The sequence below is a fragment of the Treponema denticola ATCC 35405 genome (genome assembly GCF_000008185.1).
Lineage (GTDB): Bacteria > Spirochaetota > Spirochaetia > Treponematales > Treponemataceae > Treponema_B > Treponema_B denticola.
The window spans coordinates 1,637,118-1,663,389 of the sequence record NC_002967.9 but is presented as its reverse complement, the minus strand read 5'-3'; the positions used below and the strand labels follow the sequence as shown (position 1 = coordinate 1,663,389).

25 protein-coding genes are annotated in these 26,272 nt (G+C 37.4%); 16 read left to right on the top strand and 9 right to left on the bottom strand.

Annotation, left to right across the window (positions count from 1 at the left end; all coding sequences use genetic code 11):
* The first annotated feature begins 12 nt into the window (after positions 1 to 12).
* Positions 13 to 1,005 carry an SPOR domain-containing protein gene (locus tag TDE_RS07725; protein ID WP_002679301.1) on the top strand — a complete coding sequence of 331 codons (993 nt, stop codon included), beginning with the start codon at positions 13 to 15 and terminating at the stop codon, positions 1,003 to 1,005.
* Positions 1,006 to 1,010: 5 nt separating this feature from the next.
* On the opposite strand, the gene TDE_RS07720 is transcribed toward TDE_RS07725, so the two are convergent.
* From TDE_RS07720 to TDE_RS07710, 3 genes are all read right to left on the bottom strand, one after another.
* Complete coding sequence (locus TDE_RS07720; protein ID WP_002679299.1) at positions 1,011 to 1,625, bottom strand: tetratricopeptide repeat protein; 615 nt, start codon at positions 1,623 to 1,625, stop codon at positions 1,011 to 1,013.
* A gap of 14 nt (positions 1,626 to 1,639) precedes the next feature.
* The gene (locus TDE_RS07715; RefSeq protein ID WP_002671073.1) at positions 1,640 to 2,701 is read right to left on the bottom strand and encodes a uracil phosphoribosyltransferase; all 1,062 of its coding nucleotides are present in this window, start codon (positions 2,699 to 2,701) and stop codon (positions 1,640 to 1,642) included.
* Between the two features lie 194 nt (positions 2,702 to 2,895).
* Positions 2,896 to 3,549, bottom strand: a complete 654-nt coding sequence (locus TDE_RS07710) for a uracil-DNA glycosylase family protein (protein ID WP_002679297.1) — start codon at positions 3,547 to 3,549, stop codon at positions 2,896 to 2,898.
* A gap of 254 nt (positions 3,550 to 3,803) precedes the next feature.
* On the opposite strand from TDE_RS07710, the gene TDE_RS07705 reads away from it, so the two are divergent.
* Entirely contained in the window at positions 3,804 to 4,106 is a 303-nt protein-coding gene (locus TDE_RS07705) for a HigA family addiction module antitoxin (RefSeq protein ID WP_002679295.1), read from the top strand.
* Here the strand turns inward: TDE_RS07705 and TDE_RS07700 are convergent.
* Together TDE_RS07700 and TDE_RS07695 are read right to left on the bottom strand one after the other, a co-directional pair.
* Positions 4,103 to 4,924, bottom strand: a complete 822-nt coding sequence (locus tag TDE_RS07700) for an endo alpha-1,4 polygalactosaminidase (protein WP_002679293.1) — start codon at positions 4,922 to 4,924, stop codon at positions 4,103 to 4,105. The two genes, TDE_RS07705 and TDE_RS07700, sit on opposite strands and share 4 nt — an antisense overlap.
* A 36-nt stretch (positions 4,925 to 4,960) precedes the next feature.
* Complete coding sequence (locus TDE_RS07695; RefSeq protein ID WP_002679291.1) at positions 4,961 to 5,680, bottom strand: class I SAM-dependent methyltransferase; 720 nt, start codon at positions 5,678 to 5,680, stop codon at positions 4,961 to 4,963.
* 88 nt (positions 5,681 to 5,768) lie between these two features.
* On the opposite strand from TDE_RS07695, the gene TDE_RS07690 reads away from it, so the two are divergent.
* From TDE_RS07690 to TDE_RS07625, 14 genes are all read left to right on the top strand, one after another.
* Positions 5,769 to 6,293, top strand: coding sequence for an NUDIX domain-containing protein (locus TDE_RS07690; protein WP_002679290.1), 525 nt, complete (start codon positions 5,769 to 5,771; stop codon positions 6,291 to 6,293).
* Between the two features lie 148 nt (positions 6,294 to 6,441).
* A complete protein-coding gene (locus TDE_RS07685; RefSeq protein WP_002679289.1) occupies positions 6,442 to 7,119 on the top strand; it encodes a TetR/AcrR family transcriptional regulator in 678 nt (225 codons plus the stop codon).
* A 69-nt stretch (positions 7,120 to 7,188) separates the two neighbouring features.
* On the top strand, positions 7,189 to 7,767 hold the full coding sequence (locus tag TDE_RS07680; protein WP_002671086.1) for an MptD family putative ECF transporter S component: 579 nt from the start codon (positions 7,189 to 7,191) through the stop codon (positions 7,765 to 7,767).
* Complete coding sequence (locus TDE_RS07675; protein ID WP_010957006.1) at positions 7,767 to 8,453, top strand: energy-coupling factor transporter transmembrane component T family protein; 687 nt, start codon at positions 7,767 to 7,769, stop codon at positions 8,451 to 8,453. The genes TDE_RS07680 and TDE_RS07675 overlap by 1 nt, the downstream gene beginning before the upstream one ends.
* Complete coding sequence (locus tag TDE_RS07670) at positions 8,444 to 9,889, top strand: ABC transporter ATP-binding protein (protein ID WP_002679287.1); 1,446 nt, start codon at positions 8,444 to 8,446, stop codon at positions 9,887 to 9,889. The genes TDE_RS07675 and TDE_RS07670 overlap by 10 nt, the downstream gene beginning before the upstream one ends.
* Before the next feature lie 374 nt (positions 9,890 to 10,263).
* Complete coding sequence (locus tag TDE_RS07665; protein ID WP_002679286.1) at positions 10,264 to 10,911, top strand: TetR/AcrR family transcriptional regulator; 648 nt, start codon at positions 10,264 to 10,266, stop codon at positions 10,909 to 10,911.
* Positions 10,904 to 12,655, top strand: a complete 1,752-nt coding sequence (locus TDE_RS07660) for an ABC transporter ATP-binding protein (RefSeq protein ID WP_002679279.1) — start codon at positions 10,904 to 10,906, stop codon at positions 12,653 to 12,655. Before TDE_RS07665 ends, TDE_RS07660 begins: the two co-directional genes overlap by 8 nt.
* Positions 12,656 to 14,380 carry an ABC transporter ATP-binding protein gene (locus tag TDE_RS07655; protein WP_002679276.1) on the top strand — a complete coding sequence of 575 codons (1,725 nt, stop codon included), beginning with the start codon at positions 12,656 to 12,658 and terminating at the stop codon, positions 14,378 to 14,380.
* Between the two features lie 9 nt (positions 14,381 to 14,389).
* The gene (locus TDE_RS07650; RefSeq protein WP_002679275.1) at positions 14,390 to 15,898 is read left to right on the top strand and encodes an ABC transporter ATP-binding protein; all 1,509 of its coding nucleotides are present in this window, start codon (positions 14,390 to 14,392) and stop codon (positions 15,896 to 15,898) included.
* Positions 15,898 to 16,605 carry an energy-coupling factor transporter transmembrane component T family protein gene (locus tag TDE_RS07645; protein WP_002679272.1) on the top strand — a complete coding sequence of 236 codons (708 nt, stop codon included), beginning with the start codon at positions 15,898 to 15,900 and terminating at the stop codon, positions 16,603 to 16,605. The genes TDE_RS07650 and TDE_RS07645 overlap by 1 nt, the downstream gene beginning before the upstream one ends.
* 14 nt (positions 16,606 to 16,619) lie before the next feature.
* Complete coding sequence (locus tag TDE_RS07640) at positions 16,620 to 17,201, top strand: MptD family putative ECF transporter S component (protein ID WP_002669155.1); 582 nt, start codon at positions 16,620 to 16,622, stop codon at positions 17,199 to 17,201.
* Positions 17,202 to 17,260: 59 nt separating this feature from the next.
* On the top strand, positions 17,261 to 18,352 hold the full coding sequence (gene cbiD / locus TDE_RS07635) for a cobalt-precorrin-5B (C(1))-methyltransferase CbiD (RefSeq protein WP_002669153.1): 1,092 nt from the start codon (positions 17,261 to 17,263) through the stop codon (positions 18,350 to 18,352).
* Positions 18,353 to 18,477: 125 nt separating this feature from the next.
* Positions 18,478 to 20,307 (top strand): NAD(P)-binding protein, encoded by a 1,830-nt coding sequence (locus TDE_RS07630; protein ID WP_002679271.1) that lies wholly within the window; start codon positions 18,478 to 18,480, stop codon positions 20,305 to 20,307.
* Complete coding sequence (locus TDE_RS07625; protein WP_002671107.1) at positions 20,301 to 22,091, top strand: [FeFe] hydrogenase, group A; 1,791 nt, start codon at positions 20,301 to 20,303, stop codon at positions 22,089 to 22,091. Before TDE_RS07630 ends, TDE_RS07625 begins: the two co-directional genes overlap by 7 nt.
* Positions 22,092 to 22,106: 15 nt before the next feature.
* On the opposite strand, the gene TDE_RS07620 is transcribed toward TDE_RS07625, so the two are convergent.
* The 4 genes from TDE_RS07620 to TDE_RS07605 are packed head-to-tail and all read right to left on the bottom strand — an operon-like array spanning position 22,107 to position 26,246.
* A complete protein-coding gene (locus TDE_RS07620; protein ID WP_002669145.1) occupies positions 22,107 to 23,759 on the bottom strand; it encodes an ABC-F family ATP-binding cassette domain-containing protein in 1,653 nt (550 codons plus the stop codon).
* Between the two features lie 54 nt (positions 23,760 to 23,813).
* Positions 23,814 to 24,668 carry an NAD(+)/NADH kinase gene (locus TDE_RS07615; protein ID WP_002679270.1) on the bottom strand — a complete coding sequence of 285 codons (855 nt, stop codon included), beginning with the start codon at positions 24,666 to 24,668 and terminating at the stop codon, positions 23,814 to 23,816.
* 40 nt (positions 24,669 to 24,708) lie between these two features.
* Positions 24,709 to 25,734 (bottom strand): DegT/DnrJ/EryC1/StrS family aminotransferase, encoded by a 1,026-nt coding sequence (locus TDE_RS07610; RefSeq protein WP_002679269.1) that lies wholly within the window; start codon positions 25,732 to 25,734, stop codon positions 24,709 to 24,711.
* A gap of 5 nt (positions 25,735 to 25,739) precedes the next feature.
* On the bottom strand, positions 25,740 to 26,246 hold the full coding sequence (locus TDE_RS07605) for a chemotaxis protein CheW (RefSeq protein ID WP_002669135.1): 507 nt from the start codon (positions 26,244 to 26,246) through the stop codon (positions 25,740 to 25,742).
* Positions 26,247 to 26,272: the final 26 nt, after the last annotated feature.

Genomic DNA, 26,272 nt, shown 5'->3' with positions numbered 1-26,272 from the left:
GATAAAAGGTTTATGGAATTTAATATAAAAAAAATACCGTTCTTTTTATGTACTCTCTTTTTTTTGCATAGCCTGACTGCTCAAAATTCCTTACCTCCAAATATTCAAAAGATTATCAAAAACGGTTTTACAAAAAAAACTCCTGCTGATGTTTCTTCGTTTATTGAAGCAGAAATAAAAAAGGTTTCTTCAAATGAAGAAAAAATTATAGCTTTATCCGTTTTGGCCGACTATGAAGAAAGGTTCGATTTATTTTTACGAGCCGGAAGACACTATCTTGAAGCTGCGGAACTTTCTCCCGAGAAAGAAAGAAAAACTCTTTTAACCAAGGCTCTTGGGGCATATCTTTTAGCCGATAATATAAGCGAGTCCTCCGAGCTTTGCCATAACCGCTTGCTGCCTATCATTGAAACCCCATTTTCTAAAGAAGACATAAAAGTTCTTGTTCTTTTTGAATGGCTTAAATTAAAATCGGATGAAAAAAGCTCTCTTGAAAATATAAAAAAATATGTTACCGATTCAAAATTCGCAGAATTTCATCCTGCCATGCTTTTGACTCTTTGGTGGGTCGATGGAGATAAGAAGGCTGAGAACACTCTCATAAAAAAATTCCCTAACAGCATTGAGGCCGCTGTTGTTCGAGGCGAGGCTTTTTTGAGCCCTAAAACATTTTGGTATTTAATGCCTCAAAATAGAGACTTTAAAGAATCTCTTGCAGATTCAGCTTCCGAATCCGTCTCATTAAGTCAAGGTGAAACTTTAGGATTAGCACAAAATAATGAAGTGCCGGCTGCAAAATTTTATCAAACCGGTTTTTTTAAAACTGAAAATTTTGCTAAAGGACTTGCAGATGAACTTAAAAAAAAGGGCTTTACGGTAACAATAAAAAAAGAAGAGCGAGGGGAGGATGCTTTCTTTTCGGTTTTAGTAAAGGATGACGGCAAGGGAGATATGGTTATCCGTTTAAAAAGCGAAGGCTATGAAGCCGTTCCGATTTTTGATTAGGTTTCTTAATTTCTTTCTTCAGACTTTTTATCATCTTGCGTTGAATCTTTTTTTAATTCAGGCGGATTTAAAAGTTTTTCTATTTCTTTTTCAAGTTCACTAATAGTTTTTTTATCATCTTCTTGTGTAAACTTTTCCTTGGATTCGTTAAGAAGTTCTTTTGCTTTTTCATATTTTTTTACAATAATTAGAATTCTAACATAGTTAAAGAAATATTCGGGAGTTTCCTTATTTTCCAAATAAATCTTTTCATAAATTAAAAGGGCTTTTTCTTCTTTTCCGGATGAGGCCAGAGCATAGGCGTAGGCTGTAGATATTTTTATGTTTTCCGGAGCTTGTTTATAGAGGGGTTCAATATATTTTAGACAATTATCCCATTCATTTTGAAGGGCGTAAACTTGTGCCAAATTATATTGAGCTGCATTTTTATATTTTTCAGACTTTTCGGCTTTAAGATAATAATCTGCAGCCTTAGAATAGTTTTTTAGCTCTGTATAACCTTGAGCAATTGAAAAATACTCTCCTGCAAGGTCTTCTTCAACAGCTCCCTTTGCAAAAACTTTTGTAAAGCAAATAAAAAACAAGGCTCCCAAAAAAACTATAAAAATATTTTTTCTCATTTTTTTAAAATCCTCTAGTTTCCTAAAACGGTTTTTTCTATCTGACGAAGCTGAGAGCGGTAAAGCCCCGCAATATTTGAGCCATAGTCTGCAAGGAGCTGAATAATGTTTCTGGGTGTTTCATCGGTATCGGTTCCGTTTATCCTGTCTCCTGCATCGCCGAGACCCGGCATAATATAAGCCGAAGCATTTAAAGCAGGGTCCATCCAAAGGGTGTAAAGTGTGCAGTTATCCAAGGCACGCACAATGCGTAAGGCTCCCTTTAAGGCAGAAATTACATGAAAACAGCTTATCGATTTCGGCTTTACGCCTAGTTTTTTTAGGTGTTTTACAACGGTTACGAGGCTCCCTCCGGTCGCATTCATAGGGTCTGCAAAGATAAGGTCCTTTCCGTCCAAATCTTTTAGGTTAAAATAAGACTTATCCAAATCAAGGATGTACTGCATATCGTCTTCTTTGCGGGAATCATCTCTTTTAATCTTAAAGAGGGCAAAGGGGGTTACATAGCCGTGAGAAGAATACTCTTCAATTTCTTTTGAAAGAATCATAGAGGGGAGGAGGGCTCCTCTCAACATAACACACATAACCGTATTTTCGATTTTATGGTCAATGTCGGTTATCTTGTGAACCGCATAGTTTTGAACCGGATTCGTTACAGGAGTTTTTACTACAAGATAGTTTTTCTTGTCTTTTTGGTGCCCCTTATAAGCAAGTTTAAAAAGCATTTCAAAAGAACGCTGGGTATAGTATAAGAATTCGCTGTGTTCGGTTTTTATGGAGCGGAGTTTTGCAATAACCCTTGAAGCCTCGGCATGATTTTCATGTTCAGTATCAAAAGAGAAAACTTTAAGTTGAGGTATATCTTTGCATATATTTTGCATAAGATGTCCCATCTCGGTATAAAGTCTTATAACCTCATCTTTGGCCTTTTTCTTTTTTTCGCCGTTTTCCTTTTCTAAAACAGCAAAATTTTCAATAGCTTCCTGATAAAGAGCATTCATTTCGTTAAGATGCCTTAGATCGTCTTCAGTTAAATACCCGTCAAGAGCTTCTGCCCCCATAATTACCTTACCCATATCGGCTCCTAATTTACAATCAGGGAAGTATAAAAGAAAATCGGTAAAAATTCAAGTAGTTCGCTGAAAATCGGACATCCGTGTCCGATTTTCAGCTTAGAGTTTGTGGCAAGCGCAAACTCTTGAAGTTGGAACCACGGACATCCATGTCCGCTATTAATGTACATCCGTGTACGATTTTCAGTGGGGTAAGATTACTTATTATTTTTTAGTATATATTTATATAGTGCTTTTTTTATCTTGATTGATACATTTTTTCTTGCGGGACTGTGCAATGGGACAACACGAATTGGTCTTCCTTTAAAAGTATAATAATAGATATTTATTTTTTTACCTTTCTCTTCATGAGTTTCCGGTTCCTTATTCTTGTCTTCTTTAAAAATAGCATTATATTTTTTTACATAGTATGGTATAAAAAATCTTGTATACATGTCTTTGGAAGTCAAAATTATCATATGAATGTCTTTGCATTTATCAATAATGAAATCTAGATTAGTAATTTCTATAACATTAAGATTTATATCTAAATTATTATTTTGCCTGCGTCTTGCTTTTTTGATAATATCTGTTATGCCTATTTTGTGTTCTGTTAGAAACTTTTGTTTTTCGTCTTTTGTTTGCAATGAATTTCGTTTACAGCCTAAAGCATATTCTATTAATGCCCAAAATTCGTTACGATCTGTTCCATAATACCAATCTTCTTTGTCATTCTCTTTATTAGGATCTGTGAACTTCTTTCCGGGGAAAGTACCCAGTATTAGGGTATTCGTATTTTCCAGAACATAAGCCTCAAACGGATGTACATGTTCTTTTCTGCTATTGTAAGCAGGTCTTTTTTTGCTTGTCATAAAATTTTCCTTAAAATATAATTTTTCCACTTTTTGCGATTGCCCCTATAAATTGTGGAAAGTTTTATAAGGACAGTTTAATTATTTGGCTAACCATATAAAGACAATACTCTAAAAACTGCAAAATATCAATATAATAAAAATGACAAAGTATGAATGTTAAAGTATTAATATAAAAAATATTATTTATACTCTTGACTTATACCTGTTAATCAGGTATAAAAAATTGTAGATTATCATTGATGGAGGTTGTTATGTCAAAGTTAATTCCTACACCTACAATAGGCGAAATTTTAAACGAAGAATTTTTAAAACCGCTTGATATAAGTGCTTATAGGCTTGCTAAGGATATAGCTGTTCCTGTATCACGTATTCAAGATATTTTAAAAAATAAACGAAAAATTACGGCTGACACTTCTTTACGGTTTGCAAAGTACTTTAATGTTTCAGATGATTTTTTTATTAACATACAAACGGAAATAGATATAAGGAATGAAAAGGTTAAGCTGGAACAAACAATAAAAAATATTAAGCCTATCCCTATATTTGTCAATTAAAAAGGTTTATAGAGCTGCAATGAATGGGAAATATCGTAAATAAAGCCGTTTCTTTGACAATAAGCCTTTATATCTTTTTCAATTTTTTTGCTTGGGCCGTATTCCAGTAAATAGACGGTAAATCCATAGGTTTTACATTTATCCAGATAGTCCATAAAATACTCTCTGTCTTCTATGGGTTTTACTCCAAATGTGTTATCCTTAAAATTTATTTCGGTAAATACGCTTTCCTGATTTATTCCGTTTACGATTCCTTTAAGAGCATTTTCCTTCATTGCCTGACTTATAAAAGTATCCCCGCCGTTGATTATAATAGGTTTATTTTTTTTATGTATTTCCTGTAAAAGGGTCATAAGTCCCCGATATATTTCGGGTGTTTTATAATGATAATAGATGTCGGCATTATCAAGAAAAAAACCGTCTATGCCTTTTTGAGATAAGAGCCGTGCTTTGTCCTTAATTCTTTTTTGCCATCTTTTGTCCGCAACATTTATCCATTTTTCTTCATCCCAATTTTCATAGTCGCCTAAAGCTAGATATTTAAATGCTTCATAATCATCGCGGAATGTTTCGATAGAGCCGATGTTTAAATAAGAAAATATATTAACATTTCCGTTTTTGTGAAGCTGTGCTATCTCCTCTTTAGAAAAAAATTCCGCATCAATTACCAGCGTTTTTATTCCTTTAAGATTTACCGCTTTATCTGGGGCCATACCTATCAGTACTTTGTACTCTTTGTTGTTTTCTGCTGCCATGCCTTTTATTACAATGATCGCAAAAAAAATCAAAACCATGTAAAGATATTTTGTGTTTTTCATAAACTGCTCCTTATCAAAATGAGAATATTATATCTCTTATTTATTTGCTGTGTATACTACGGCATAATCTTCTGCACGGCTTTCCGTAAAGCTGTAATCAGAATAGGCTGAAACGGATTTGAATCCTGTCTGCTTAAATAAGGCTAAAAGCATTTGCCTCTTAAGTGGATGTAATACCGTAAAATCCGAACCGACGGTACTGCGCTGCTTATCGGTAAATTCTATAGTAAATCTGATATTCCCACCCGGTAAAAAATCATAGTTCCGCTTAAAAATAAAATCTTTTGTTTCTTTATCTTTAAAGTCCATTTTTTTATCATCAAGGATGCGGTCATAATTGAGTACTTCAACAATAAAGATGCCGTGCTCCTCTAATGACCGATACACGGAACCGAAAAAACGGCGGAGAGCCTCTTCATCACGCAAGTGCGGAAGCGTATTACCGAAACACAGTACGCCCTTAAATTTACCGAACTGCATAATATCGGCGATATCTGCATGATAGAACATAAGCTCACCTGTTTTGCGGATACACGAAGCTTTCTTTTCTGCAATTCCAATCATCTTTTCATTTAAGTCGAGTCCGCATATATCATATCCCTTTTGATATAAACCCATTACAAGCTCACCGGTTGCACAGCCTGCATCACACAATCTGCCCGGCAACGGACAAAGGTGTTGTATAAATTCAAGTTTTTCCGTTTCAAGCGGAAAAAGGCCGCTGTAATGTTCTGCAATTAAATCGTATACATTCATAGTTTTCTTTATAATACCCCTGAAAACCTAAAGAATACTACAAAAGCACTAAAAAAGCAATGCTTTTAATAAAAGATTGAGGCATATTATGAATAATATACTTGAAATTGAATTACAAGATACCGAGTGGGAATTCACTTATATTGATCATGATAGAGAAATTGTAAGAGCTATTGTAATTGATGATTATGAAAATTATTATTTTGTTAAAGTTCATAGAGATGATGATTTTGGTAAAGTAACACTGATTGAGACAGCAGGCGGCGGAGTTGAACCGAACGAAGATTTGGAAGATGCAATTAGAAGAGAACTTAAGGAAGAATTAGGTGTGGAAGTTGATATTCTTTCTAAAATAGGAATTGTCAGTGATTACTATAATTTAATTCACAGGCATAATTTAAATAATTATTATCTTTGCAGAGTAAAGTCCTTCGGTGATAAGAATATGACACAAACAGAAGTTGAAGATTTTCATTTATCTACTTTAAAATTAAGTTATAAAGAAGCTATAGATAAATATAATAAATACTCAAACAGCCGATTAGGAAAACTCATTGCGAATAGAGAGTTGCCGATACTTATGAAAGCAAAAGAATTGATAAGTGATTTCTAAAAAAACTGAATACCCAACTTATAATTAAAGAAGTTCTCTCATACTCACAACCAACCTCACTCGTTAAAAAAAATATCCGGAATCCCTTATTGACAAAAAACTAAAAACCCTTATAATATAACTAAGCTATATTTGACAGGTGCTTTTAATGGGAAACGGAGATTTTGACCTTACGCATAAGAAAATTCTGGAATGCGGGAAAAAGATTTTCAAAGAGAAGGGCTTTGAAAAAGCCAATCTGCGGGAAATCTGTGCGCAGGCGGGTGTTACGACCGGAGCCTTTTACGGTCATTTTAAAGACAAAGAAGCTCTTTTTTCCGAATTGGTACAGCCGGTCATTACCGATATAGAGTACCATTATAGCTTGCTCAAACAACAAAGTTTTACAATGTATAAAAAAGAAACGGTGATCACAAAACAAACAATCGAATCCATTCTCGATTTAAAATTAAAGGGAGCCGTCGGTATGGTATCCTATTTTTTTGATAACAAAGATATTTTCGAGCTCTTGGCGTTTTGTTCTTATGGAACAAAACATGAGCATTTTTTAGATGAAATAATAGAAAAAGAAGATGAAAACCACCTGAAAATCTTGGAGATGATTCACGGGAAAAAGAAGGCCGCTCAAGTAATCACCAAAAAAGGCATTCACTTACTGAACCATGCATACCTGTATGCACTATCGGAAGTTGCCGTTCATTGCGAAACAAAAGAAGAAGCCGAACACAATGCCTATTTAATTGCGGACTTCTTTAATGAAGGCTGGAAAAAAATGCGCACAGGGCAATTTAATTATGAATTAAAACTCATTTATAATTATGAATGAGGAAAGTGAATCTATTTTTTTTAGATTCAAATATAACAATGTTATAATTGAAAATATTGGAGGTTTTTTATGAAACTAAAAGACATTGTACGGATAGCCGTGTTGACGGTTATCGGGTTTGCAATCGGAATGGCAATTTCGATGCTGACGGGAACACTGGGAGCCATAGCCTTATACGCTTCTGCAGGATTTGCCGCTTTTGCAGTCGGCCCTGTTTTTGTGATAACGGCTAAAAAAGTAAAACACCGCTGGACGGCATTTTTATTCTGGCTTATCTACGGATTGTTATATACCCTTATGGGCTATTGGATAATGATACCGATTTGTTTGGTTTCGGCAGTGCTTGCCGAAATCATCATCGGCGATTATTCAAGCAATGTAAAAGTTTCAATCGCTTTTTCGGCTGCAATGTTTATTGTTGCAATGCACCCGATTATATTTGTCAAAGTATTAGGTGCGGAAGGAATTACGAAGTTCGCTCCGTCTATTTCAAGTGAACAGGCTCAGTGGATGATTCAGTTTTACACGGGAAAAGCCATCGCAATAGCGGTAGCGTGCAACATCGTCTTGGAATCTTTGGCAGGCTTATTCGGTACCTATATCAACAAAAAGTTCTTTGAAAAGAGCAGTAAAAAGAGCGTATTATAATGAAGCCGGCAAGAAACACTCAAGGATGGTCAATGAATCCGATAACGCTTTTTATACTTATATTGCTCACATCATTCTTGGTGTTTCTTGTCAATCAGACCATGTATTATGTGCTGCTCGGAATGAGCTTTCTTTTTTTGTTCTTATTTTCGTACACGGAAGGCGTAAAAAGGGCTTTGGCCTACATCGGCCTATTTTTGCTGATAAAGCTCTTGGCATATGTCGATTTAGGAATGACAACTGGAGCATTGATAGGATTGATAGCCTTATTTTTAAGGCTCTATCCTATCTTTAACATCGGAAGGATATTGATTTTAACCAGTCCCTTAAAAATTATGAGCGCATTGCGTGCGGTAAAAGCGCCGCAATCTCTTTCGATAGGACTGGTTACCGCCTTACGCTTTTTGGACGAAATGACGGCACGGTTAAACGAAATAAAAAACGGTATGAAGGTGCGGGGTTTGCGTTTGAGCCTGTTACATCCTATCCGTTCGTTTGAACTCTATCTTATTCCCCTTATTTATAAATGTCTTCATGTAAGTGAAACGCTGACCTCTTCGATAATCGCAAAGGGGATTGAGTACGAAGGAAAAAAGACGAGTTATAAACCGGTGCGCTTCGGCTGGTATGATACGGTGGGTTTATTAGCAGCTGTTTTTTTACTATGGATATCCGTATGGGCATAGTAGAAGCAAGAATAAAAAACTTCACCTATGAAAATGATGAAAGTCCCACGCTCCATGCCATTGATTTGAGCATTGAAGAAGGCGAGCTCGTTGTGCTTACGGGTTTTTCCGGCTGCGGGAAGACTACCTTAACGCGGATATTAAACGGCTTAATTCCCTATCATTACGGCGGAATACTCGACGGTGAGGTGCGCATTTTAGGGAAGAACATCTTGGATTATAAAAAGGGCGAATTGGCAAAGTACATCGGCAATGTGTTTCAAAATCCGAGTGATCAGTTTTTTGCTACCATTGCAGAGGAAGAGGTTGCCTTTGCCGGAGAAAATCTCGGTATGGATTCTCAAACCCTGTGCGAAAAAACCGATGCTGCTTTTCAAACGATGCAGATAGAATCGCTTAAAGGTGCAAAACTTTCAGAGCTTTCCGGCGGGCAAAAACAAAAGGTCGCCATCGCTTCCACACTCATCTATGACACAAAGCTGCTTTTTTTCGATGAGCCTTCTTCCAATCTCGACTATGAGGGTATTGTGCAATTTCAAGCGATGATACGGGATTTAAAGGCGATGGGAAAAACGATTATCATTGCCGAGCACCGTTTATTTTTCTTAAATGAATTGTACGATAAGCTCATCTACATGAAAGACGGCACTATCGAAAAAATCTTTTTGAAAGGTGAACTGACAACAGAGGATTGCAGGCGGTACGGACTGAGGGCAATACGGTATGACAGTCTTGTCTGCGAAAACCCTTCGGTACCGAAACAAGCGGTTACGCATATCGAGGGTTTGAGCGTTTCTATCGGCAGACGAGAACTTATCAAAAATCTTTCGTTTGATGTACACGCAGGAGAGATTACCGCCGTTATCGGAAAAAACGGTATAGGAAAGACCACACTCGGCAAAGCTTTAGGCGGGCTTTTGTCTTGCAAGGGGCAGATCGGTTACGGGAAGCGGCGGCGGCAGCGCTTAAGAAATGCGTATTATATGATGCAGGATGTTGACTATCAGATTTTTTTTGATACGGTAGAAAACGAGCTTATTCCTTCTTCAAAACGGAAGGATGAATCCTATTTGCAACAAGCGGCTGAGTACCTGCGCACAATTGACCTTTGGGAAAAAAGGCTTGACCATCCGCAGGAACTTTCAGGCGGACAAAAGCAGCGGCTCGCCCTTGCAACGGCATTTTTGAGCGGCAGGCGCATCATCATCTTAGACGAGCCGACCAGCGGCCTCGACTACAAACGCATGGACGAAATCGCAAAGCTCATCTTACACTGCGCTCAAGAAGTTTCCGTCCTCATCATCACCCACGACTTGGAACTCTTATTCAAAGTCTGCAACACCGCCCTCCTGCTCGGTGAAAACGCATACAAGAAAATTCCGGTAAACGGAAATGAAGGTGAAATTATTGGGTTTATGGGGAAACTTTCAATATAACTCAAATTCGACTCTTCTCTAATTCAAGCGGGAAAAGGTCGCTGTAATGTTCTGCAATTAAATCGTATACATTCATAGTTTTTCCTTATGATACCCCTGAAAACCTTAAGAATACTACAAAAGCACTAAAAAAGCAATGCTTTTAATAAAAGATTGAGGCATATTATGAATAATATACTTGAAATTGAATTACAAGATACCGAGTGGGAATTCACTTATATTGATCATGATAGAGAAATTGTAAGAGCTATTGTAATAACCTAAAAATATACATTTTAATAATAAAGATACTTGACTTAAATTTAAAAAAATGATAATTTAATTATTAAAGATAATTAGATTATCAAATTAAAAATATACGGAGAAGAAGACCGGTGTCATATTGTTCGGACATAACTAAAAACAGAATTTTGGAATGCGCTAAAGAAGAGTTTTTACGGAATGGTTTTGAAAAAGCACAGGTGGGGGAGATTGCGAAAACGGCGAATGTAACCACAGGTGCAATATACCGTCACTTTAAGAATAAGGAAGAACTGTTTTTTACACTTATTGAAGATGTATATGAGTACACATTAGATATCGTAACGGATGTTGAAATTAGAAGTACTGATAAAGCGTCTATGCCGCTATCGGAAGAAACTGACAATGTTGTTATTGAAGCATTATTTTCTGAAACCATGAGGTTTGTAGATTATATGTATGAGCATTTTGATGAGTTTAAGCTGCTTCTTGCCTGCAGTAAAGGTTCACGGGTAGAAAATTTTGCGGAAGAAATTGCAGATAGATATACGCATAAAAATATGAAGCTCATTCAAGCCACAGCCGGCAAAAAATCTTCTGCAACCAAAATTAAAGAACTTGAGGTACATATCATTACGAAAGGTTATATAACGTCATTATGTGAATGTATCATTCACGCTATTCCATACAATGATGTGAGCAGGTACATCAAAAGCATTGTTACTTTTCAATATTATGGTTGGGGCGGCTTATTAAATGAATTGAGGATATATCATGAATAATAAACAAAGCAATGTGGTCTCATCTCTACTAAGATATGCGGGAAATAAAAAAGCCGATTTATATAAATCAATTTTTTGGGCAATTATAGGAGAACTGTTTGGAATGGTTCCATTTATTGCTATAGCAAAACTGATAGAAAAAATCTATCTATATAAAGCAACGTTTAAGACCGTTATATACATAACGTTGATAGCCTTATTAGGACAAATATTGAAAGGCACTTTTACATTATATTCAACGGTTATTTCACATAAGGCAACCTATCATATTTTAAAAAACATAAGAAGTAACATTGCGGAAAAAATGTTATCGGTACCCATGGGAGTAATGATTGACACACCAATAGGCACATTTAAAAACATAATGGTCGATACAGTATCAAAACTTGAAGATTCTATGGCTCACTTTATGCCGGAAATAACATCTAGTGTGATATCCCCTGCATTTTTTTTGATTTTGATTTTTGTCTTGGATTATAGAATGGGCTTTGCTTCCTTGCTTACCATTCCCTTAGGTATGCTCGGATATATCGGCATGATGAAAGATTATCAGATAAGAAGTAAGACATATGCAAAAGCGCAAAATGATATGAATAGTACCTTGGTTGAATATGTAAACGGAATAGAAGTTATCAAAGCATTTAATCAAAGTACTGCTTCTTATGAAAAATTCAGTAATGCAATAGATTTTTTTCACAACAGTACCTTGAGTTGGTGGAAGCAAAGTTGGTTTTGGTCTGCGTTTATTCAGGCAGTTACGCCTTCAACCCTGCTCGGTACTTTACCGGTCGGAGCCTATTTATATATGAACGGGCAAATAACTTTGTCAAATTTTATCGTTTGCATTATTTTACCTATCAGTTTTATAGCGCATTTTATAAAAGTAGGAAAGTATTCCGAGCAATTCAATATGGTAAAGGCAAGTTTAGGCATGATAGAATTGTTTTTGTTAAAAGATGAGCTTATAAGACCGAAAGAAAAAGTAACATTTGATAATACGTTATACCGTTTTGAAAATGTTTCCTTTGCGTATGATACGGAATTGGCAGTAAAAAATATCAGCTTTGAACTAAAACCGAATACGGTAACGGCTCTGGTAGGCTGCTCCGGATCCGGTAAATCAACTATTGCTAAATTAATGGCCGGTTTTTGGGATCCTACAAAAGGGCATATCTTTTACGGCGGCAAAAAAATATCAGAAATACCATTTGAGCAGCTTACCGGTGAAATAAGCTATGTGGCCCAAGATACTTTTTTATTTAATACAAGCATAAAAGAAAACATCAAAATAGGAAAGCCCAATGCAAGCGATGAAGAAATTATTGAGGCGGCAAAAGCAGCCTCTTGCCATAATTTTATTATGGAATTGAAAGACGGCTATGATACAAAAGTCGGAGACGGAGGAGGAGAGCTTTCCGGCGGAGAGCGCCAGCGCATTACTATTGCACGCGCAATATTAAAACAATCTAAGGTCATCATTTTAGATGAAGCGACCGCTTTTGCCGATCCGGAAAATGAATATTTAATTCAAACCGCAATCAATAATCTTATAAAAGGTAAAACGCTTATTGTTGTGGCTCATCGACTTTCAACAATTACACATGCCGATACTATTTTAGTTATGAAAAACGGAGAGATTGTTGAAAGCGGTATTCATGATGAGCTTTTAAATCAACACGGTGTATATACCTCATTATGGAATAAATATGTCGGCGGAGTAGATGAAGATAAGGAAGAACAATAAATGTTTAACATTGTAAGAAGAATATTAGAAATATCAGGCGAATACCGTTCAAATGTAATTCGAGGTCTTATTTTCGGCGCATTTAAATCTTTTTTTGCTTCGTTTATGCTGTTTTCGGTTTTATTTATCCTGATAAACCTTGAAAAATTAAATATGCTCATTATTTTGCAGGCTGTTTTAATTGTAGGAATAAGTATATTGGGGAGGTTTATCTTTCAATATTTGTGTGATAGAAACCTAAGTGCATCAGGCTATGAGATTTTTAGAGACAAAAGAATTGAAATAGGAGAAAAATTAAAAAAAGCACCGATGGGGTATTTTTCGGAAAAAAATTTAGGAACAATTCAAACCATCTTAACGACGACTATTTCCGATTTAGAGGCAATGGCTATGCTTGCAGTGAACTTTATTGTAGGCGGATTTTTTCATGCGTTCAGTATGACAGTTATGCTCTTGATATTTTGTTATCCGGTAGGGCTGATATCTTTGACGGCTATTATTTTAGGGGTTGCAGTATTAGGGTTGATTGCAAAACAAGCCGAAAACTATTCATCGGTTATGCAGGAGGCGCAAGAGCAGTTAGTTACTCATGCTATCGAATACATCAGAGGCATTTCTGTGCTTCGTTCGTTTAAAAAAGGAAAAGAAGGTAAAGATAAGATTGAAGAAGCTTTTTCTAAAAAGTGTAGCGTTGATATAGCTGTTACGGAAGCTACCGCATTAGTTATGAAGCTGTATGAGATGATTTATAAAATTGCAAGCTGCGTGTTAGTATTTGTTGCAGTGATCTTGTATTTACATCATAGTATTCCGCTTTCGTATACACTTATGTTTATTGTATCCGCATTTTTGATATTTATGGAATTGGAGTTAATAAACAACGGGGCATTTTTAAGCAAAATGTTAGCAACACAATTGGATCGATTGGAATATATTTCCGACATTCCTTCTTTAGATGAAAATGGAAAGGATATAACTATAAACTCCTATGATATAGAGTTTAAAAACGTTGACTTCGGCTATAACGAAAGGACAATCTTAAAAGATGTCAATTTAAAAGTAAACTCAAAAAGCAGCTTAGCGATTGTAGGCGCTTCCGGTTCGGGTAAAACAACATTGTGTAATTTAATAGCGCGGTTTTGGGATGTAAAAAAAGGCGAAGTGCTGATCGGCGGAAGGAATGTAAAAGACTTTACTTCCGAAAGTTTATTAAAAAACATCAGTATGGTTTTTCAAAAAGTTTATTTGTTTAACGATACGATTGAAAACAATATAAAATTCGGAAATCCGAATGCTTCTCATGAAGAGGTTATAGCAGCGTGCAAAAGAGCCTGTTGTCATGATTTTATTATGAACTTTCCGGATGGATACCGCACCCTTATCGGCGAGGGCGGTTCTACCTTATCAGGAGGAGAAAAACAAAGAATATCCATTGCACGGGCAATTCTTAAAGATGCTCCGATTATTATTCTTGATGAAGCAACTTCGAGCGTTGATCCTGAAAATGAGCATTTATTAATCAGTGCGATACGGGAGTTAACAAAAAATAAGACGTTTATAAGTATTGCTCATAGATTATCTACCGTTAGAGAAGCTGATCATATTATCGTTATAGATAAAGGCAGAGTTGTGCAGCAGGGAAGTCATAAAGAGTTGATTAAGCAAGAAGGAATTTACAAGCATTTTATCGAAATACGCGAAAAATCCATCGGCTGGCATATATAGGATAATTGAATGGCAGATAGTATTGTTGATTTTGATGATGTAAGTTTTAGCTATGGAACACAAACAGAGGGTTCTTTAAAGCATATCAATCTTAAAATAGAAGAAGGAGAATGTATTGTCCTCACAGGACAATCCGGCTGCGGAAAAACAACTATTATGAGGTTGATAAACGGTTTAATACCTCATTTTTTTGAAGGCAGTTTGACAGGATGTGTGAAAATTCTTGGTAAAGACACAAAAACTACTTCTGTAGGAGAGCTCGGCAGAAACATTGCTTCCATATTTCAAAATCCGAGGAGTCAATTTTTTACAACAAACACCACGGCAGAAGCGGCATTTGCTTGTGAAAATTACGGAATAGAGAGAGCCGAAATGATAAAGGGCGTTGACAATGCGTTTTATGATTTTGACGCTAAATGCCTTATGAATAGAGATATGTTCTCTTTGTCAAGCGGAGAAAAACAAAAGATTGCTATTATTGCTGCAAAAACTTTAAATCCTAACATATATGTTTTTGATGAGCCATCTGCCAACTTGGATATTCATGCAATTATGCAGTTACAAGAAATGATACGGAAGCTGAAAGAAGCAGGACATACGGTTATTGTTTCGGAACATCGCTTATTTTATTTAAAAAACTTATGTGATAGATGTTTTATCATGAGTAACGGAAATATCGTTAAAGAATTATGTAAAAGTGATATTGAAAATATGAATACAGCCGATTTGACAAACTATAAACTGAGAACATTTAATATAGAAGAAATCGGGTTGAATAGGGAAAATAAAACAGAATATGAGAGAAGCGACAACATAAAACTTGAAATTAAAAAATTATCTTTTTCATATAACCATTCTAAGAAGCTTTTAGACAATATCAATATAACGGCTTATGCAGGGGAGACCATTGCAATTATCGGACAAAACGGTGAAGGTAAAACTACTTTAGGGAAAATTATTGCAGGCTTATTAAAATCCGCTCATGGCCGATTTTTCCTTGACGGCAAACAGGTAAAACAAAAAGAATTATATAAAAGTGTTTATTTTGTCATGCAGGAATCTGATTATCAATTATATTCAGATTCTGTTTTATCCGAGCTATATGTAAGTTCCGGATTATCCAGCAAAAGGAATACGCAAAAAATCGAATGTATAATGAAATTATTACATATCTTTGCATATAAAGAAAAGCATCCATGGGCACTATCAGGGGGTCAGAAGCAGCGGGTAACTATTGCGGCAGCGATGGCTTCAAATAAATCTATTCTTATTTTTGATGAGCCGACTTCCGGGCTTGATTACGAAAATATGAAAGCAGTTTCAAAAGCAATAAACATTCTGAGCCGACAAGGAACCGTAAACTTTGTTATTTCCCATGATTTGGAATTTCTTAGCCGAGTTGCAACAAGAGCCGTTTTTATAGCAAACGGTACAATCGGCGGAAGTATCAGTTTAAAAAACAATCGAGACTTTAGAACCGTAAAAGATTTTTTGTTACGGAATGGGGTTGCAAAGTAATGTTTAAGCGCTGTAAACGATATGGAATAAAATATGATCCAAGAATTAAATTATTGCAAGTTTTATTAGTAAGTGTTTTTGTTTTTACATTACCGGGTAAAAAATATGAGATATTGCTTTTTTTATCGGTCTTTATCTTTGCAATAATGAGCGGGATAAATAAAACTGCTGTTAAATTTCTATTTGTATACAGCGGGCTTTTTATAGCAGCCGAGATAAGTCCTTTATTTATCGCAACAACAATACATTATTTTCTTTTATGTTTTGTTACAATACTATTTGCTGCAACAAACTTGATGAGAACTGCTGAAATATCGGAAATATTGGCTACCTTACAAAACATGAAAATTCCATACTATATCAATATTCCTTTAGCGGTTATCCTGCGTTTTTTTCCTACGATAAAACAAGACATTGTTTGCATTAAACAAGGAATAAAGACTAGAGGAATAGATGTTTCTCTATTGGGTGTATTAAAGCATCCATGTAAAATGTACGAAATGATGTTGATACCGTTCTTAATGAGAATGTTATCTACTGCAACGGAATTAGCCGCTTCCGTTGAAACACGAGGATTAGGTGTTTCAGGTAAAAAAACAAGCTATAGAGAAGTTCGTTTCGGGATGCTTGATATATTGCTATTGATAATAATGCTTGTTTTTTATACAGCTGTTGTTGTTATGAAAATAAAAAATATTGAATTTTAAGGAGAACTTAACTTATGGAAGGAAAAAGAAATTTTCAAATTAAAGATTTGATTATTACGGCATTGATGGTTCTATGCTCACAGATTTTGTACAGAATACTGTCTTTTCTATTTATGTCGCCATACACAATGCTTTTAACAATGCCTATCTGGGCAATCATCGGAGCAATTGCTTATTTCTTAGTACCTGCTAAAACAAAAAATCCATGGATGATATTATTATTTTGTATACTTACAAGTATTATAGGCTTTTATCCGCCATATATAATCAGCTGCATCATTGGCGGTGTTCTTGCAATGCTCATCGCAAGAATAAAAGGAATTGAAAATTATAAAGGCTTGACAATCGGATATATACTATTTTGTGTTCTTGCAAGTTTTGGAGGAATGTATGTGCCGTTTTTATTTTATGCAGAGCAAACACTTAATGCATATAAAGAAATGTTTGGAGCCGAGTATTTGGAAACGTTAACTAAACTTGTTTCACCTACAATAACCGTAATAATGCTTATTATAACGGCGCTATGCGGATGTATTGGAGCGCTTATCTCGAAAAAGCTTCTTAAAAAACATTTTGAAAAAGCAGGTATGATTTAAGAAAGGGTGTATATCCTCTTTCAAAAACCCATTTTTAATGCTATAATCTTATCTATAAAATGAAACTGGATTTATATATCGACAAAGACGGACAAAAGCTAAGATGCGGATATACGACGGGGAGCTGTGCGGCGGCGGCGGCTAAGGCAGCGGCCTTGATTTTGGGCGGTGAAACTATGACCTCGGTTAAAATCGATACGCCTGCAGGACTTGTCCTTGACCTTCCGGTAGAGCATTGCCGCTCATATAAAAACAAAGACGGGACAGCTATTGGAGAGGCAGCCGTTCAAAAAGATGCGGGAGACGACCCGGACAGCACCGACGGCATCTATATCTATGCTCGGGTATCTTATAGAAACGATGGGAAGGTTCTCATTGATGGGGGAGAGGGTATAGGAAGAATTACCAAAAAAGGTCTTTTCGGAGAAGTAGGGGAGGCTGCCATTAATCCCGTACCCCGTCAAATGATAGAAAAAGAAGTTTTAAAGGTTTCAAAAAAGGGCTTCAATGTAGAAATTTTCAGTCCTCAAGGAGCCGAAATCGGCAAAAAAACATTTAATAAAAATATCGGTGTTGAAGGCGGCATCTCTATTATAGGTACAAAGGGCATAGTCTATCCTATGAGCGAGGATGCTATCAAAAAAACCATCTATCTTGAAATAGACGGAATATTACAAAATTCGGAAAAAAAAGAAATACTTTTGGTACCCGGAAACTACGGGGAAGGCCTTAAAGAAAAACTAAACACTATAATAGACCTTCCCACCGTAAAAATTTCAAACTATATAGGAGATAGTTTAAGCTATGCCTATTCTAAAGGCTTTAAAACCATGACCTTACTCGGACACATAGGTAAATTCGCTAAACTTTCCATAGGTATTTTTAACACCCATAACCGGACCGCCGACACGCGCATGGAAGCCTTTGTCTACTACCTTGCCATGCATGGGGCAGACAAAAAAACAATCGAAACGGTCAATGCCTTTTTAACGGCTGAAGAAGCCTTCAACTATCTTGTTGAAAACAAGATTGAAATGATTCTCAAAGCCATGGAAAGAGGAGCCGAAGAAAGAATCAAAAAATACCTCAAGGATGACAGCCTTTCGATAAGGGTTTTAATCTATTCGATGAAATACGGCCTTATAGAATAAACACTTTATAGAAAAAATTCTAAAGTTATCAAATTAAAACTTGCTATTTTGATAAACATAGTGTACAATTAAAGGTGTAAGTGGATTTAACTTAGGTTAATATATATGATATAAGGAGTATGCAAATGAGTCGACTTGAGATATTTTCACAAAACCGGTCTCAAATTATAATTGAAGAACTGTATGAGAATCTTCAACATCGAATTGAAGCAAGTCCTCCCGGACTTTGTCCCGTTTACATAACACGAGCCTTTATTGAAATGTGTCATGCCCAAACTTGCGGAAAATGTGCACCATGCCGTATCGGCCTTTTACAGTTAAAGCATATTTTAACTGATGTCCTAAACGGAAAATCAACAATGAAAACCCTTGATCTTATTGAAGAAACTGCTAAATCTATAAGGGAAACAGCAGACTGTGCACTGGGGTATGAAGCAGCCGATATGGTTTATAAAAGCATAATCTATTGCCGTGATGACTTTGAAGAACATATAAAACACGGAAGATGCGGCTGTATAACAACTCAGCCCGTACCCTGTGTAGCCCTCTGTCCTGCAAATGTGGATATTCCGGGCTATATTGCCCTTGTCAGGGATGAAAGATATGCCGATGCCGTCCGCTTAATCAGAAAGGACAATCCTTTTCCTTCTACATGTGCCTTTATCTGTGAACATCCTTGCGAACATAGGTGCCGTCGAAATATGGTAGACACCGCAATAAATATAAGAGGATTAAAAAGGGTTGCCGTTGAATTTGCCGGAAAAGTTCCGCCTCCCCCATGTGCACCCTCTACAGGAAAATCGATCGCCATAGTCGGAGGAGGGCCTGCCGGGCTTACCGCGGCTTATTATTTACAGCTCATGGGACATCAGACAACCGTATATGAGATGCTGCCCAAATTAGGAGGGATGCTCCGTTACGGTATACCTAATTACCGTCTCCCTAAGGACAGATTGGACGAAGATATAGATGCAATTCTTGAAACCGGAGTTAAAGTCGTTTACGGTAAAAAAATAGGAACCGATATAGAACTCAATGAACTTATAAAAGATAATGATGCGGCTATAATAGCAATTGGAGCCTCAACCGACAAAAAGCTGGGCCTTGAAGGAGAAGATTCGGAAGGCGTTATCTCTGCTGTTCAATTCCTTAGAGATGTGGGAATGGATAAGGGCATGGATTTAACAGGTAAAAAAACTGCAATAATAGGAGGCGGAAATGTTGCCATGGATGCAGTGCGTACTGCTGTCCGTCTAAAATCGGAAAAAGTTACCTGTCTTTACCGAAGGCGTGTAGCCGATATGACGGCTCTTCCTGCCGAAATAGAAGGAGCCTTAGCCGAAGGGGTAGAAATGATGACCCTAAAAGCTCCTTCAAAACTTGAAGTAAAGAATGGAAAACTCACAGGCGTTTGGGTTACTCCTCAGATGATTTCCAAAATAAAAGACGGGCGAGCCTCCGTTGTATCTACAGGAGAACCTGATATTTTTATTCCGTGTGAAGTGCTTGTCGTTGCAATAGGTCAGGATATCGAAACTCAACATTATGAAGATTCCGGTATACCGGTTGATCGAGGAAAGCTTTTTACCATGCCCAGCGCAAGTTTTCAAGGAATGCCTGGCCTATTTTCAGGCGGAGACTGTGCTTCAGGCCCCGCTACGGTTATAAAGGCCATTGCCGCCGGAAAAGTTATGGCCGCAAATATAGACGAATATTTAGGCTATAGCCACACTATAAGCTGTGATATAGAAATTCCCATTCCCAATATTGATGACCGCCTTGCTTGCGGAAGGGTTGAACTTGGAGAGAGGGAAGCTTCTGAAAGAATAAAGGATTTTGAAGGCGTAGAATTCTGTATGAGTAAAAAGGAAGCTTGTCAAGAATCAAATCGCTGTCTTAAATGCGATCACTTCGGATTTGGTATATTTAAGGGAGGACGGGAACGATTATGGTAAACTTGACTATAGATAATATAAAAATATCGGCTAAAGAAAACATGACGATTATGGAAGCTGCAGAAAGCGCCGGAATCCCTATACCGAAACTTTGTTTTTTAAAAGGAATAAATGAAATTGCTGCCTGCCGTGTATGTGTTGTTGAACTGGAAGGAAAAGAAAAACTTATAACCGCTTGTAATAATTCCGTTGAAGAAGGAATGGTTGTATACACTAACAGCCCCAAGGTAAGAATTGACAGAAGAAGAACCGTTCAGATGATTTTGTCACAGCATGATTGTAAGTGTGCCATCTGTGTAAGAAGCGGAAACTGTACCTTACAAACTCTTGCAAACGATCTTAACATTCAAGATGTTTTATATGAAGAACAGCTTGAAGATCAGCCATGGGATAAGAATTTTCCTCTTATACGGGATTCAAAAAAATGTATTAAATGTATGCGCTGTATTCAGGTTTGCGATAAGATCCAAAGCCTGAACATTTGGGAGTTGGAAGGAACGGGAGCAAGAACTACAATAAATGTTTCAGGCTCAAGGACTATAGCCGATGCAGACTGCTCTTTATGCGGTCAGTGTATTACCCATTGTCCCGTGGGTGCCTTACGTGAAAGAGATGACACGGAAAAATTCTGGAGGGCAGTTGCAAATCCTGATAAGGTTGTTGTCGTGCAAGTAGCCCCTGCAATACGTACGGCTTGGGGAGAACATATCGGCCTTGATCTAAAAGATGCTTCCGTAAACAAAATATTTGATGCATTAAAAAGAATAGGAGCCGACTACGTATTTGATACAGCCTTTTCGGCAGATTTAACCATAATGGAAGAAGCCTATGAATTTATTGAACGTTTTTCGAAGGGAGAGCTAAAAGATAAACCGATGTTTACCTCCTGTTGTCCCGGATGGGTTCGCTTTATAAAAAGCCAATATCCTCATTTGGTTTCTCATCTATCTTCCGCTAAGTCTCCCATGCAGATGTTCGGTGCGGTTATGAAGTCATATTTTGCAGAAAAAATCGGTAAAAAACCTGAGGATATTTTCTCTGTAGCTATTATGCCCTGTGTTGCAAAAAAAAGCGAAATCGATATGGAGCTTTTCTATGGAGAGTATGCAGGACATGACATGGACTGTGTTTTGACTACGCGGGAATTTGTAAGGATGCTTAAGTCTGCTCATATTCTCCCCGAAACCCTTAAAGAAACGGAACCCGATAAGCTTTTCCATGATGCTTCAGGAGCCGGAATTATTTTCGGAGCTACAGGCGGTGTTATGGAGGCCGCCTTACGTACAGCCTATTATGCCATTATGGGAAAAAATTGTCCGCCGGATGCTTTTAAGGTTGTAAGGCATTCTTCGCAAGAAGAGTCGGGCATTATTGAAGCATCTTTTACCTTAAAAGAAAATAATTTACGGATTGCCGTAACCAGCGGACTTGCCAATACCAGACGGCTTATAGATTCTATAGAAGCAGGCGAAAAACACTATGATTTTGTAGAAATTATGGCTTGCCCCGGCGGATGCGTAGGAGGCGGAGGGCAGCCGATACATGAATCCGGTGAATTAGCTGTTAAAAGAGGCAGTAATTTATACTTTATCGATAAGAACTCAAAAGTGCGGTATTCTCATGAAAACGAATGCATAAAAGCTCTCTATAATGATTTCTTTGAAAAGCCGAACAGCCACAAAGCGCACAGTCTTTTACATACGGACCATTTTATATGGGAAATGCCGAGAAGTCCGAAGCGGGATCGAAAGGGCTATGTTATAAACGAGAAATTTCAATCATAATTATAGAACAGATTTTTAAATCTGCATCTTTTTGGTGTTGCCGTATAGTTCTTCACGCAGCTTTTTGACGTGTTCGTCTTTTATATAGTCGTCAAAATTCATCATCCTGTCGATTACGCCGTTGGGGGTAATTTCGATAATTCTATTTGCAATTGAAGAAATAAATTCGTGGTCATGGGAGTTAAAAAGAATAACACCGGGGAATTCCACAAGGGCATCGTTTAGACTCGTAATAGCTTCAAGATCGAGGTGGTTTGTCGGCTCATCCAATATTAAAACATTTGCTCCCGAAAGCATGAGCTTACTCAACATACAGCGTACCTTTTCACCTCCGGATAGAACATTTACGGGCTTTAATGACTCATCACCCGAAAAAAGCATTCGGCCTAAAAAGCCTCTTACATAGGCATCATCTTGGTCGGGGGAATATTGTTTAAGCCATTCGGTAATATTTAAATCGTTATTAAAATACTCGGCATTGTCCTTATTAAGGTAGGCATGGGATACGGTCTGTCCCCAGTAAACATCTCCCGAATCGGGGTTTAATTTTCCGGTTAAAATATCGAAGAGGGCGGTTTTGGAATTATGCTCTTGGCCTACGAAGGCTATCTTATCGGTTCTGTTTACCGTAAACGAAAAATCGCTTAAAAGCTGAATACCCTTTTCTTCCGCTGTGTCGGGCGTCTTATAAAAAATTTTTTCGGTGCGGACAACATTATTTCCGATTTCCCTATTGGGCTTAAAATGAACATAAGGGAATTTACGGCTCGTAACTTCAATTTCTTCCAAGGCCAGTTTATCGTAAACTTTTTTTCGGCTGGTTGCCTGACGGCTCTTTGCAGCATTTGAGGCAAAGCGTAGGATAAACTCCCTCAAATCCTTCATCTTTTCTTCTCTCTTCTTTTGTTGGTCCTTAGCCTGCCTTTGCATAATTCTGCTCATCTGGTACCAGAAATCGTAGTTACCTGAATACATGCGGATTTTTCCGTAGTCAATGTCGCAGACATGGGTACAAACCGCATTTAAAAAATGCCTGTCGTGAGAAACAACAATTATAATATTGGGAAAGTCTATTAAAAACTCTTCAAGCCATGCTATGGATTCAAGGTCTAAACCGTTTGTCGGTTCGTCCAAAAGAAGAATATCGGGGGTGCCGAAGATAGCCTGAGCCAGCAAGACCCGCACCTTCTGCCCCTCATCCAGTTCGCTCATCATCCTGTCATGGTAGTTTTCATCAAGACCTAGACCTGAAAGAATTTGCTCTATTTGATTTTCAGCCTCCCAGCCGTTTAAATCGGCAAATTCGGCCTCCAACTCCGAAGCCCGTATTCCGTCTTCTTCGCTAAAATTTTCTTTTGCATAAATGGCTTCTCTTTCATTTCTAACATTGTAGAGCTTAGGATAGCCCATAAAAACCGTGTCTTTTACGCTGTACTCATCAAAGGCAAAGTGATCCTGCCTTAAAACAGCCATTCGCTCTCCGGGGGTAATACTGAACTCACCTGAGTCATGCTCCAATTCTCCCGAAAGCACTTTTAAAAAAGTAGACTTTCCGGCTCCGTTTGCGCCGATAATTCCGTAGCAGTTGCCTTTTGTAAATTTTAAATTAACATCCTTAAAAAGCGGCCTGTCGCCGAACTTTAAACTTAAATCGCTTACTGTAATCATAAGATACGATAATACAATAAAGGGGAGAAAATGTCAATCAATTCAATTTTTGCATCAATTCAGTTTGGGCGATGAAGAACCCGACCAGCCGAGCTTTGAACGCAGGGCCTTGTAAAAATTATCGGGAGAACAGCCTGCCATTTTTACCTTATTGGGAGACTCGCTTATTATAATCTCATCGTCTTCTTGTAAAGAAACCATCTCCTGTCCGTCAATTGAAACTATAATGTCTTTTGCTCTTGCAGGAAGAATTTTTATCTTCATTTGACCCGACGATGGAAGAACCAAGGGGCGGTTCGATAAGGAAAAAGGAGAAATAGGGGTCAAAACAAAGGCCGATACATCGGGGTCTAAGATTGGTCCTCCCGAAGCTGCCGAGTAGGCAGTCGAACCTGTAGGAGTAGAAACTATTACCCCGTCAGCTCTAAAAACACCGAAAGAAATTCCGTTAAAGGAAATATCCAAGTTTATCAGCTTTGCTATGCCCGAACCTGAAACAACGGCATCATTTAAGGCCTCATATTTTACAATTTCTTTATTTTTCCGATTTATCGAAGCTGAAAGGAGCATCCTTTTATGTAAGGCTTGTTTTCCGTTTAAGAGGTGTAAAAGTTCTCCTTCCCATTCCTTGGGTTCGATATTTGCTATAAAACCGAACCTCCCTAAATTTATCGGAAAAACGGGAATATGCCGAGGAGCACTATAACGGGCAGTAAATAAAACCGTACCGTCTCCGCCAAGGCTTATTGCAAGGTCATAGTCTTCGTTTAATTCGGGAGAATGGGAGATGCCGTCATATTTATATACAAAGGAATCGATTCCCTTTGCCGATAAAAAAGCTTCAATTTCTTTACAAATCTTTTTTGCATTGGGTTTTTCGATACTTAAAACTATAAGGACTTTTTTCAAAATTCCTCCTTAAAAGCTCGGCCTAATTTTATAAAAGAAATTAGGGCAGGGTAGCTAAAACTCTTGCAATCTCGGACGATTTTTTTGCACCCAATCGCGGATAAAGAGGAAAAAGAACACATCTTAATAAAAGAGAAGATGCATTTATAAAACTTTCTTGATTTTCTTTTAAGTATTCGACGGTAGAATTTTTAAAAGCAAGCTCTATGTCTATATCCTTTTTTGCCGCATATTTTTGCACATCAGAAACTCCGGAATTTAAAATAACCGGAAAAGAATAAACCGGATTTACCGTGTCTTCTTTTTGAGCTATCGTTTTATGTTTTCCCTGCATTAAAGAGCGGATATAGGACTCGTGCATTTCCTTGCGCTGCTCCATGTTTTTTGCCATCTGCTTCAACTGCACAAAGGCCAAGGAAGCATTTATGTCGGGCAATTGGTCTGTAAGAGGGGATTCGTCATAAAGTTTTTTTAAAACTATTGCATTCCGCCTTTCGGGAGCAAGTAATACGGCACCTCCTCCACCTGTTAGAATATCCTTTTCTTCCAGTCCCAAAATCGAAAAGACTCCCATACTGCCGGCATATTTTTCCTTATAGGCAGCTCCTGCACTTTGAGAAATATCTTCTATTACGGGAATGTTTAAGCTTAATATCTTTTCCATATCGGGTAAAAAGCCCAAGGTTTCATGTAGGACAAGAACTCTTCCGCCTGCTTGAACCGCATTTTCAATGCTCTCGAAGGAAGGAAAAACGGAATCGGCTTCTACATCAAGCACAATCGGCTTATACCCTTGGCGGTTTAATTCTACATATTGCCAAGATGGTGCAAGGCTTGAGATAATAACCAATGCTTCGTTTTCAAGGTTTAAGGCCTTTAAAGCATAATTTAAAGCTATGGCCGGGCTTCTAAATGCGGCGGCTCCTGCCGTTTGAAAGGTCTCGCAAACCTGCTTGATAAGCTTTTGGTTCATCTCACCGGGGCCTATTTTTTCCTCAACCATACATGTAAGAACAGCATCCATTTCGGAGCGTCTTATAGTGGAACTGTAAACGGGTATTTTCATAATTTTTATAAATTCGTAATCTTCTGTAATTCTTTCGGATTAAAGAGCCTGTGAATATCCAAGATTATCAGATAACCCGGATCTCGGCGGACAACGCCGTTAATGTACTCGGCTCCGATACCTGCAATCATCTGGGGCGGAGGCTGTATTTCTTCTTTTTTTACGTCAACAACACGGGCTACTCTATCGATTATAATACCTATTTTATTGTTCTCAACCTTTATGATTATAAAGCCGCCCAAAAACTCATCGCCTTCATCCAAAGAAGCCTTTTTTATGTGAAATCTCTTGTGAAGACTTATTACCGGAATAATTTCGCTTCGTAGGTTAAAAATTCCTTCAACATAATACGGAGCATTCGGAATAGGCCTTACATCCTGAACCCTGACTATTTGGTCAACATCCATAATTTCTACACCGTAAAGTTCTTCTCCGAGTTGGAATGTAACTAATTTTAAAAGGTCATCATTTTCGACCTTGGCCTTTTTATTAAGGCCTCCTGCATTTGCCATATAGTTTCCTTCCTCCAATATTTAAG

Bases quoted from the DNA above. Each gene is read 5' to 3' on its own strand.
- TDE_RS07725 (WP_002679301.1), top strand. From the start codon at position 13: ATGGAATTTAATATAAAAAAAATACCGTTCTTTTTATGTACTCTCTTT.
- TDE_RS07720 (WP_002679299.1), bottom strand. From the start codon at position 1,625: ATGAGAAAAAATATTTTTATAGTTTTTTTGGGAGCCTTGTTTTTTATT.
- TDE_RS07715 (WP_002671073.1), bottom strand. From the start codon at position 2,701: ATGGGTAAGGTAATTATGGGGGCAGAAGCTCTTGACGGGTATTTAACT.
- TDE_RS07710 (WP_002679297.1), bottom strand. From the start codon at position 3,549: ATGACAAGCAAAAAAAGACCTGCTTACAATAGCAGAAAAGAACATGTA.
- TDE_RS07705 (WP_002679295.1), top strand. From the start codon at position 3,804: ATGTCAAAGTTAATTCCTACACCTACAATAGGCGAAATTTTAAACGAA.
- TDE_RS07700 (WP_002679293.1), bottom strand. From the start codon at position 4,924: ATGAAAAACACAAAATATCTTTACATGGTTTTGATTTTTTTTGCGATC.
- TDE_RS07695 (WP_002679291.1), bottom strand. From the start codon at position 5,680: ATGAATGTATACGATTTAATTGCAGAACATTACAGCGGCCTTTTTCCG.
- TDE_RS07690 (WP_002679290.1), top strand. From the start codon at position 5,769: ATGAATAATATACTTGAAATTGAATTACAAGATACCGAGTGGGAATTC.
- TDE_RS07685 (WP_002679289.1), top strand. From the start codon at position 6,442: ATGGGAAACGGAGATTTTGACCTTACGCATAAGAAAATTCTGGAATGC.
- TDE_RS07680 (WP_002671086.1), top strand. From the start codon at position 7,189: ATGAAACTAAAAGACATTGTACGGATAGCCGTGTTGACGGTTATCGGG.
- TDE_RS07675 (WP_010957006.1), top strand. From the start codon at position 7,767: ATGAAGCCGGCAAGAAACACTCAAGGATGGTCAATGAATCCGATAACG.
- TDE_RS07670 (WP_002679287.1), top strand. From the start codon at position 8,444: ATGGGCATAGTAGAAGCAAGAATAAAAAACTTCACCTATGAAAATGAT.
- TDE_RS07660 (WP_002679279.1), top strand. From the start codon at position 10,904: ATGAATAATAAACAAAGCAATGTGGTCTCATCTCTACTAAGATATGCG.
- TDE_RS07655 (WP_002679276.1), top strand. From the start codon at position 12,656: ATGTTTAACATTGTAAGAAGAATATTAGAAATATCAGGCGAATACCGT.
- TDE_RS07650 (WP_002679275.1), top strand. From the start codon at position 14,390: ATGGCAGATAGTATTGTTGATTTTGATGATGTAAGTTTTAGCTATGGA.
- TDE_RS07645 (WP_002679272.1), top strand. From the start codon at position 15,898: ATGTTTAAGCGCTGTAAACGATATGGAATAAAATATGATCCAAGAATT.
- TDE_RS07640 (WP_002669155.1), top strand. From the start codon at position 16,620: ATGGAAGGAAAAAGAAATTTTCAAATTAAAGATTTGATTATTACGGCA.
- cbiD (WP_002669153.1), top strand. From the start codon at position 17,261: ATGAAACTGGATTTATATATCGACAAAGACGGACAAAAGCTAAGATGC.
- TDE_RS07630 (WP_002679271.1), top strand. From the start codon at position 18,478: ATGAGTCGACTTGAGATATTTTCACAAAACCGGTCTCAAATTATAATT.
- TDE_RS07625 (WP_002671107.1), top strand. From the start codon at position 20,301: ATGGTAAACTTGACTATAGATAATATAAAAATATCGGCTAAAGAAAAC.
- TDE_RS07620 (WP_002669145.1), bottom strand. From the start codon at position 23,759: ATGATTACAGTAAGCGATTTAAGTTTAAAGTTCGGCGACAGGCCGCTT.
- TDE_RS07610 (WP_002679269.1), bottom strand. From the start codon at position 25,734: ATGAAAATACCCGTTTACAGTTCCACTATAAGACGCTCCGAAATGGAT.
- TDE_RS07605 (WP_002669135.1), bottom strand. From the start codon at position 26,246: ATGGCAAATGCAGGAGGCCTTAATAAAAAGGCCAAGGTCGAAAATGAT.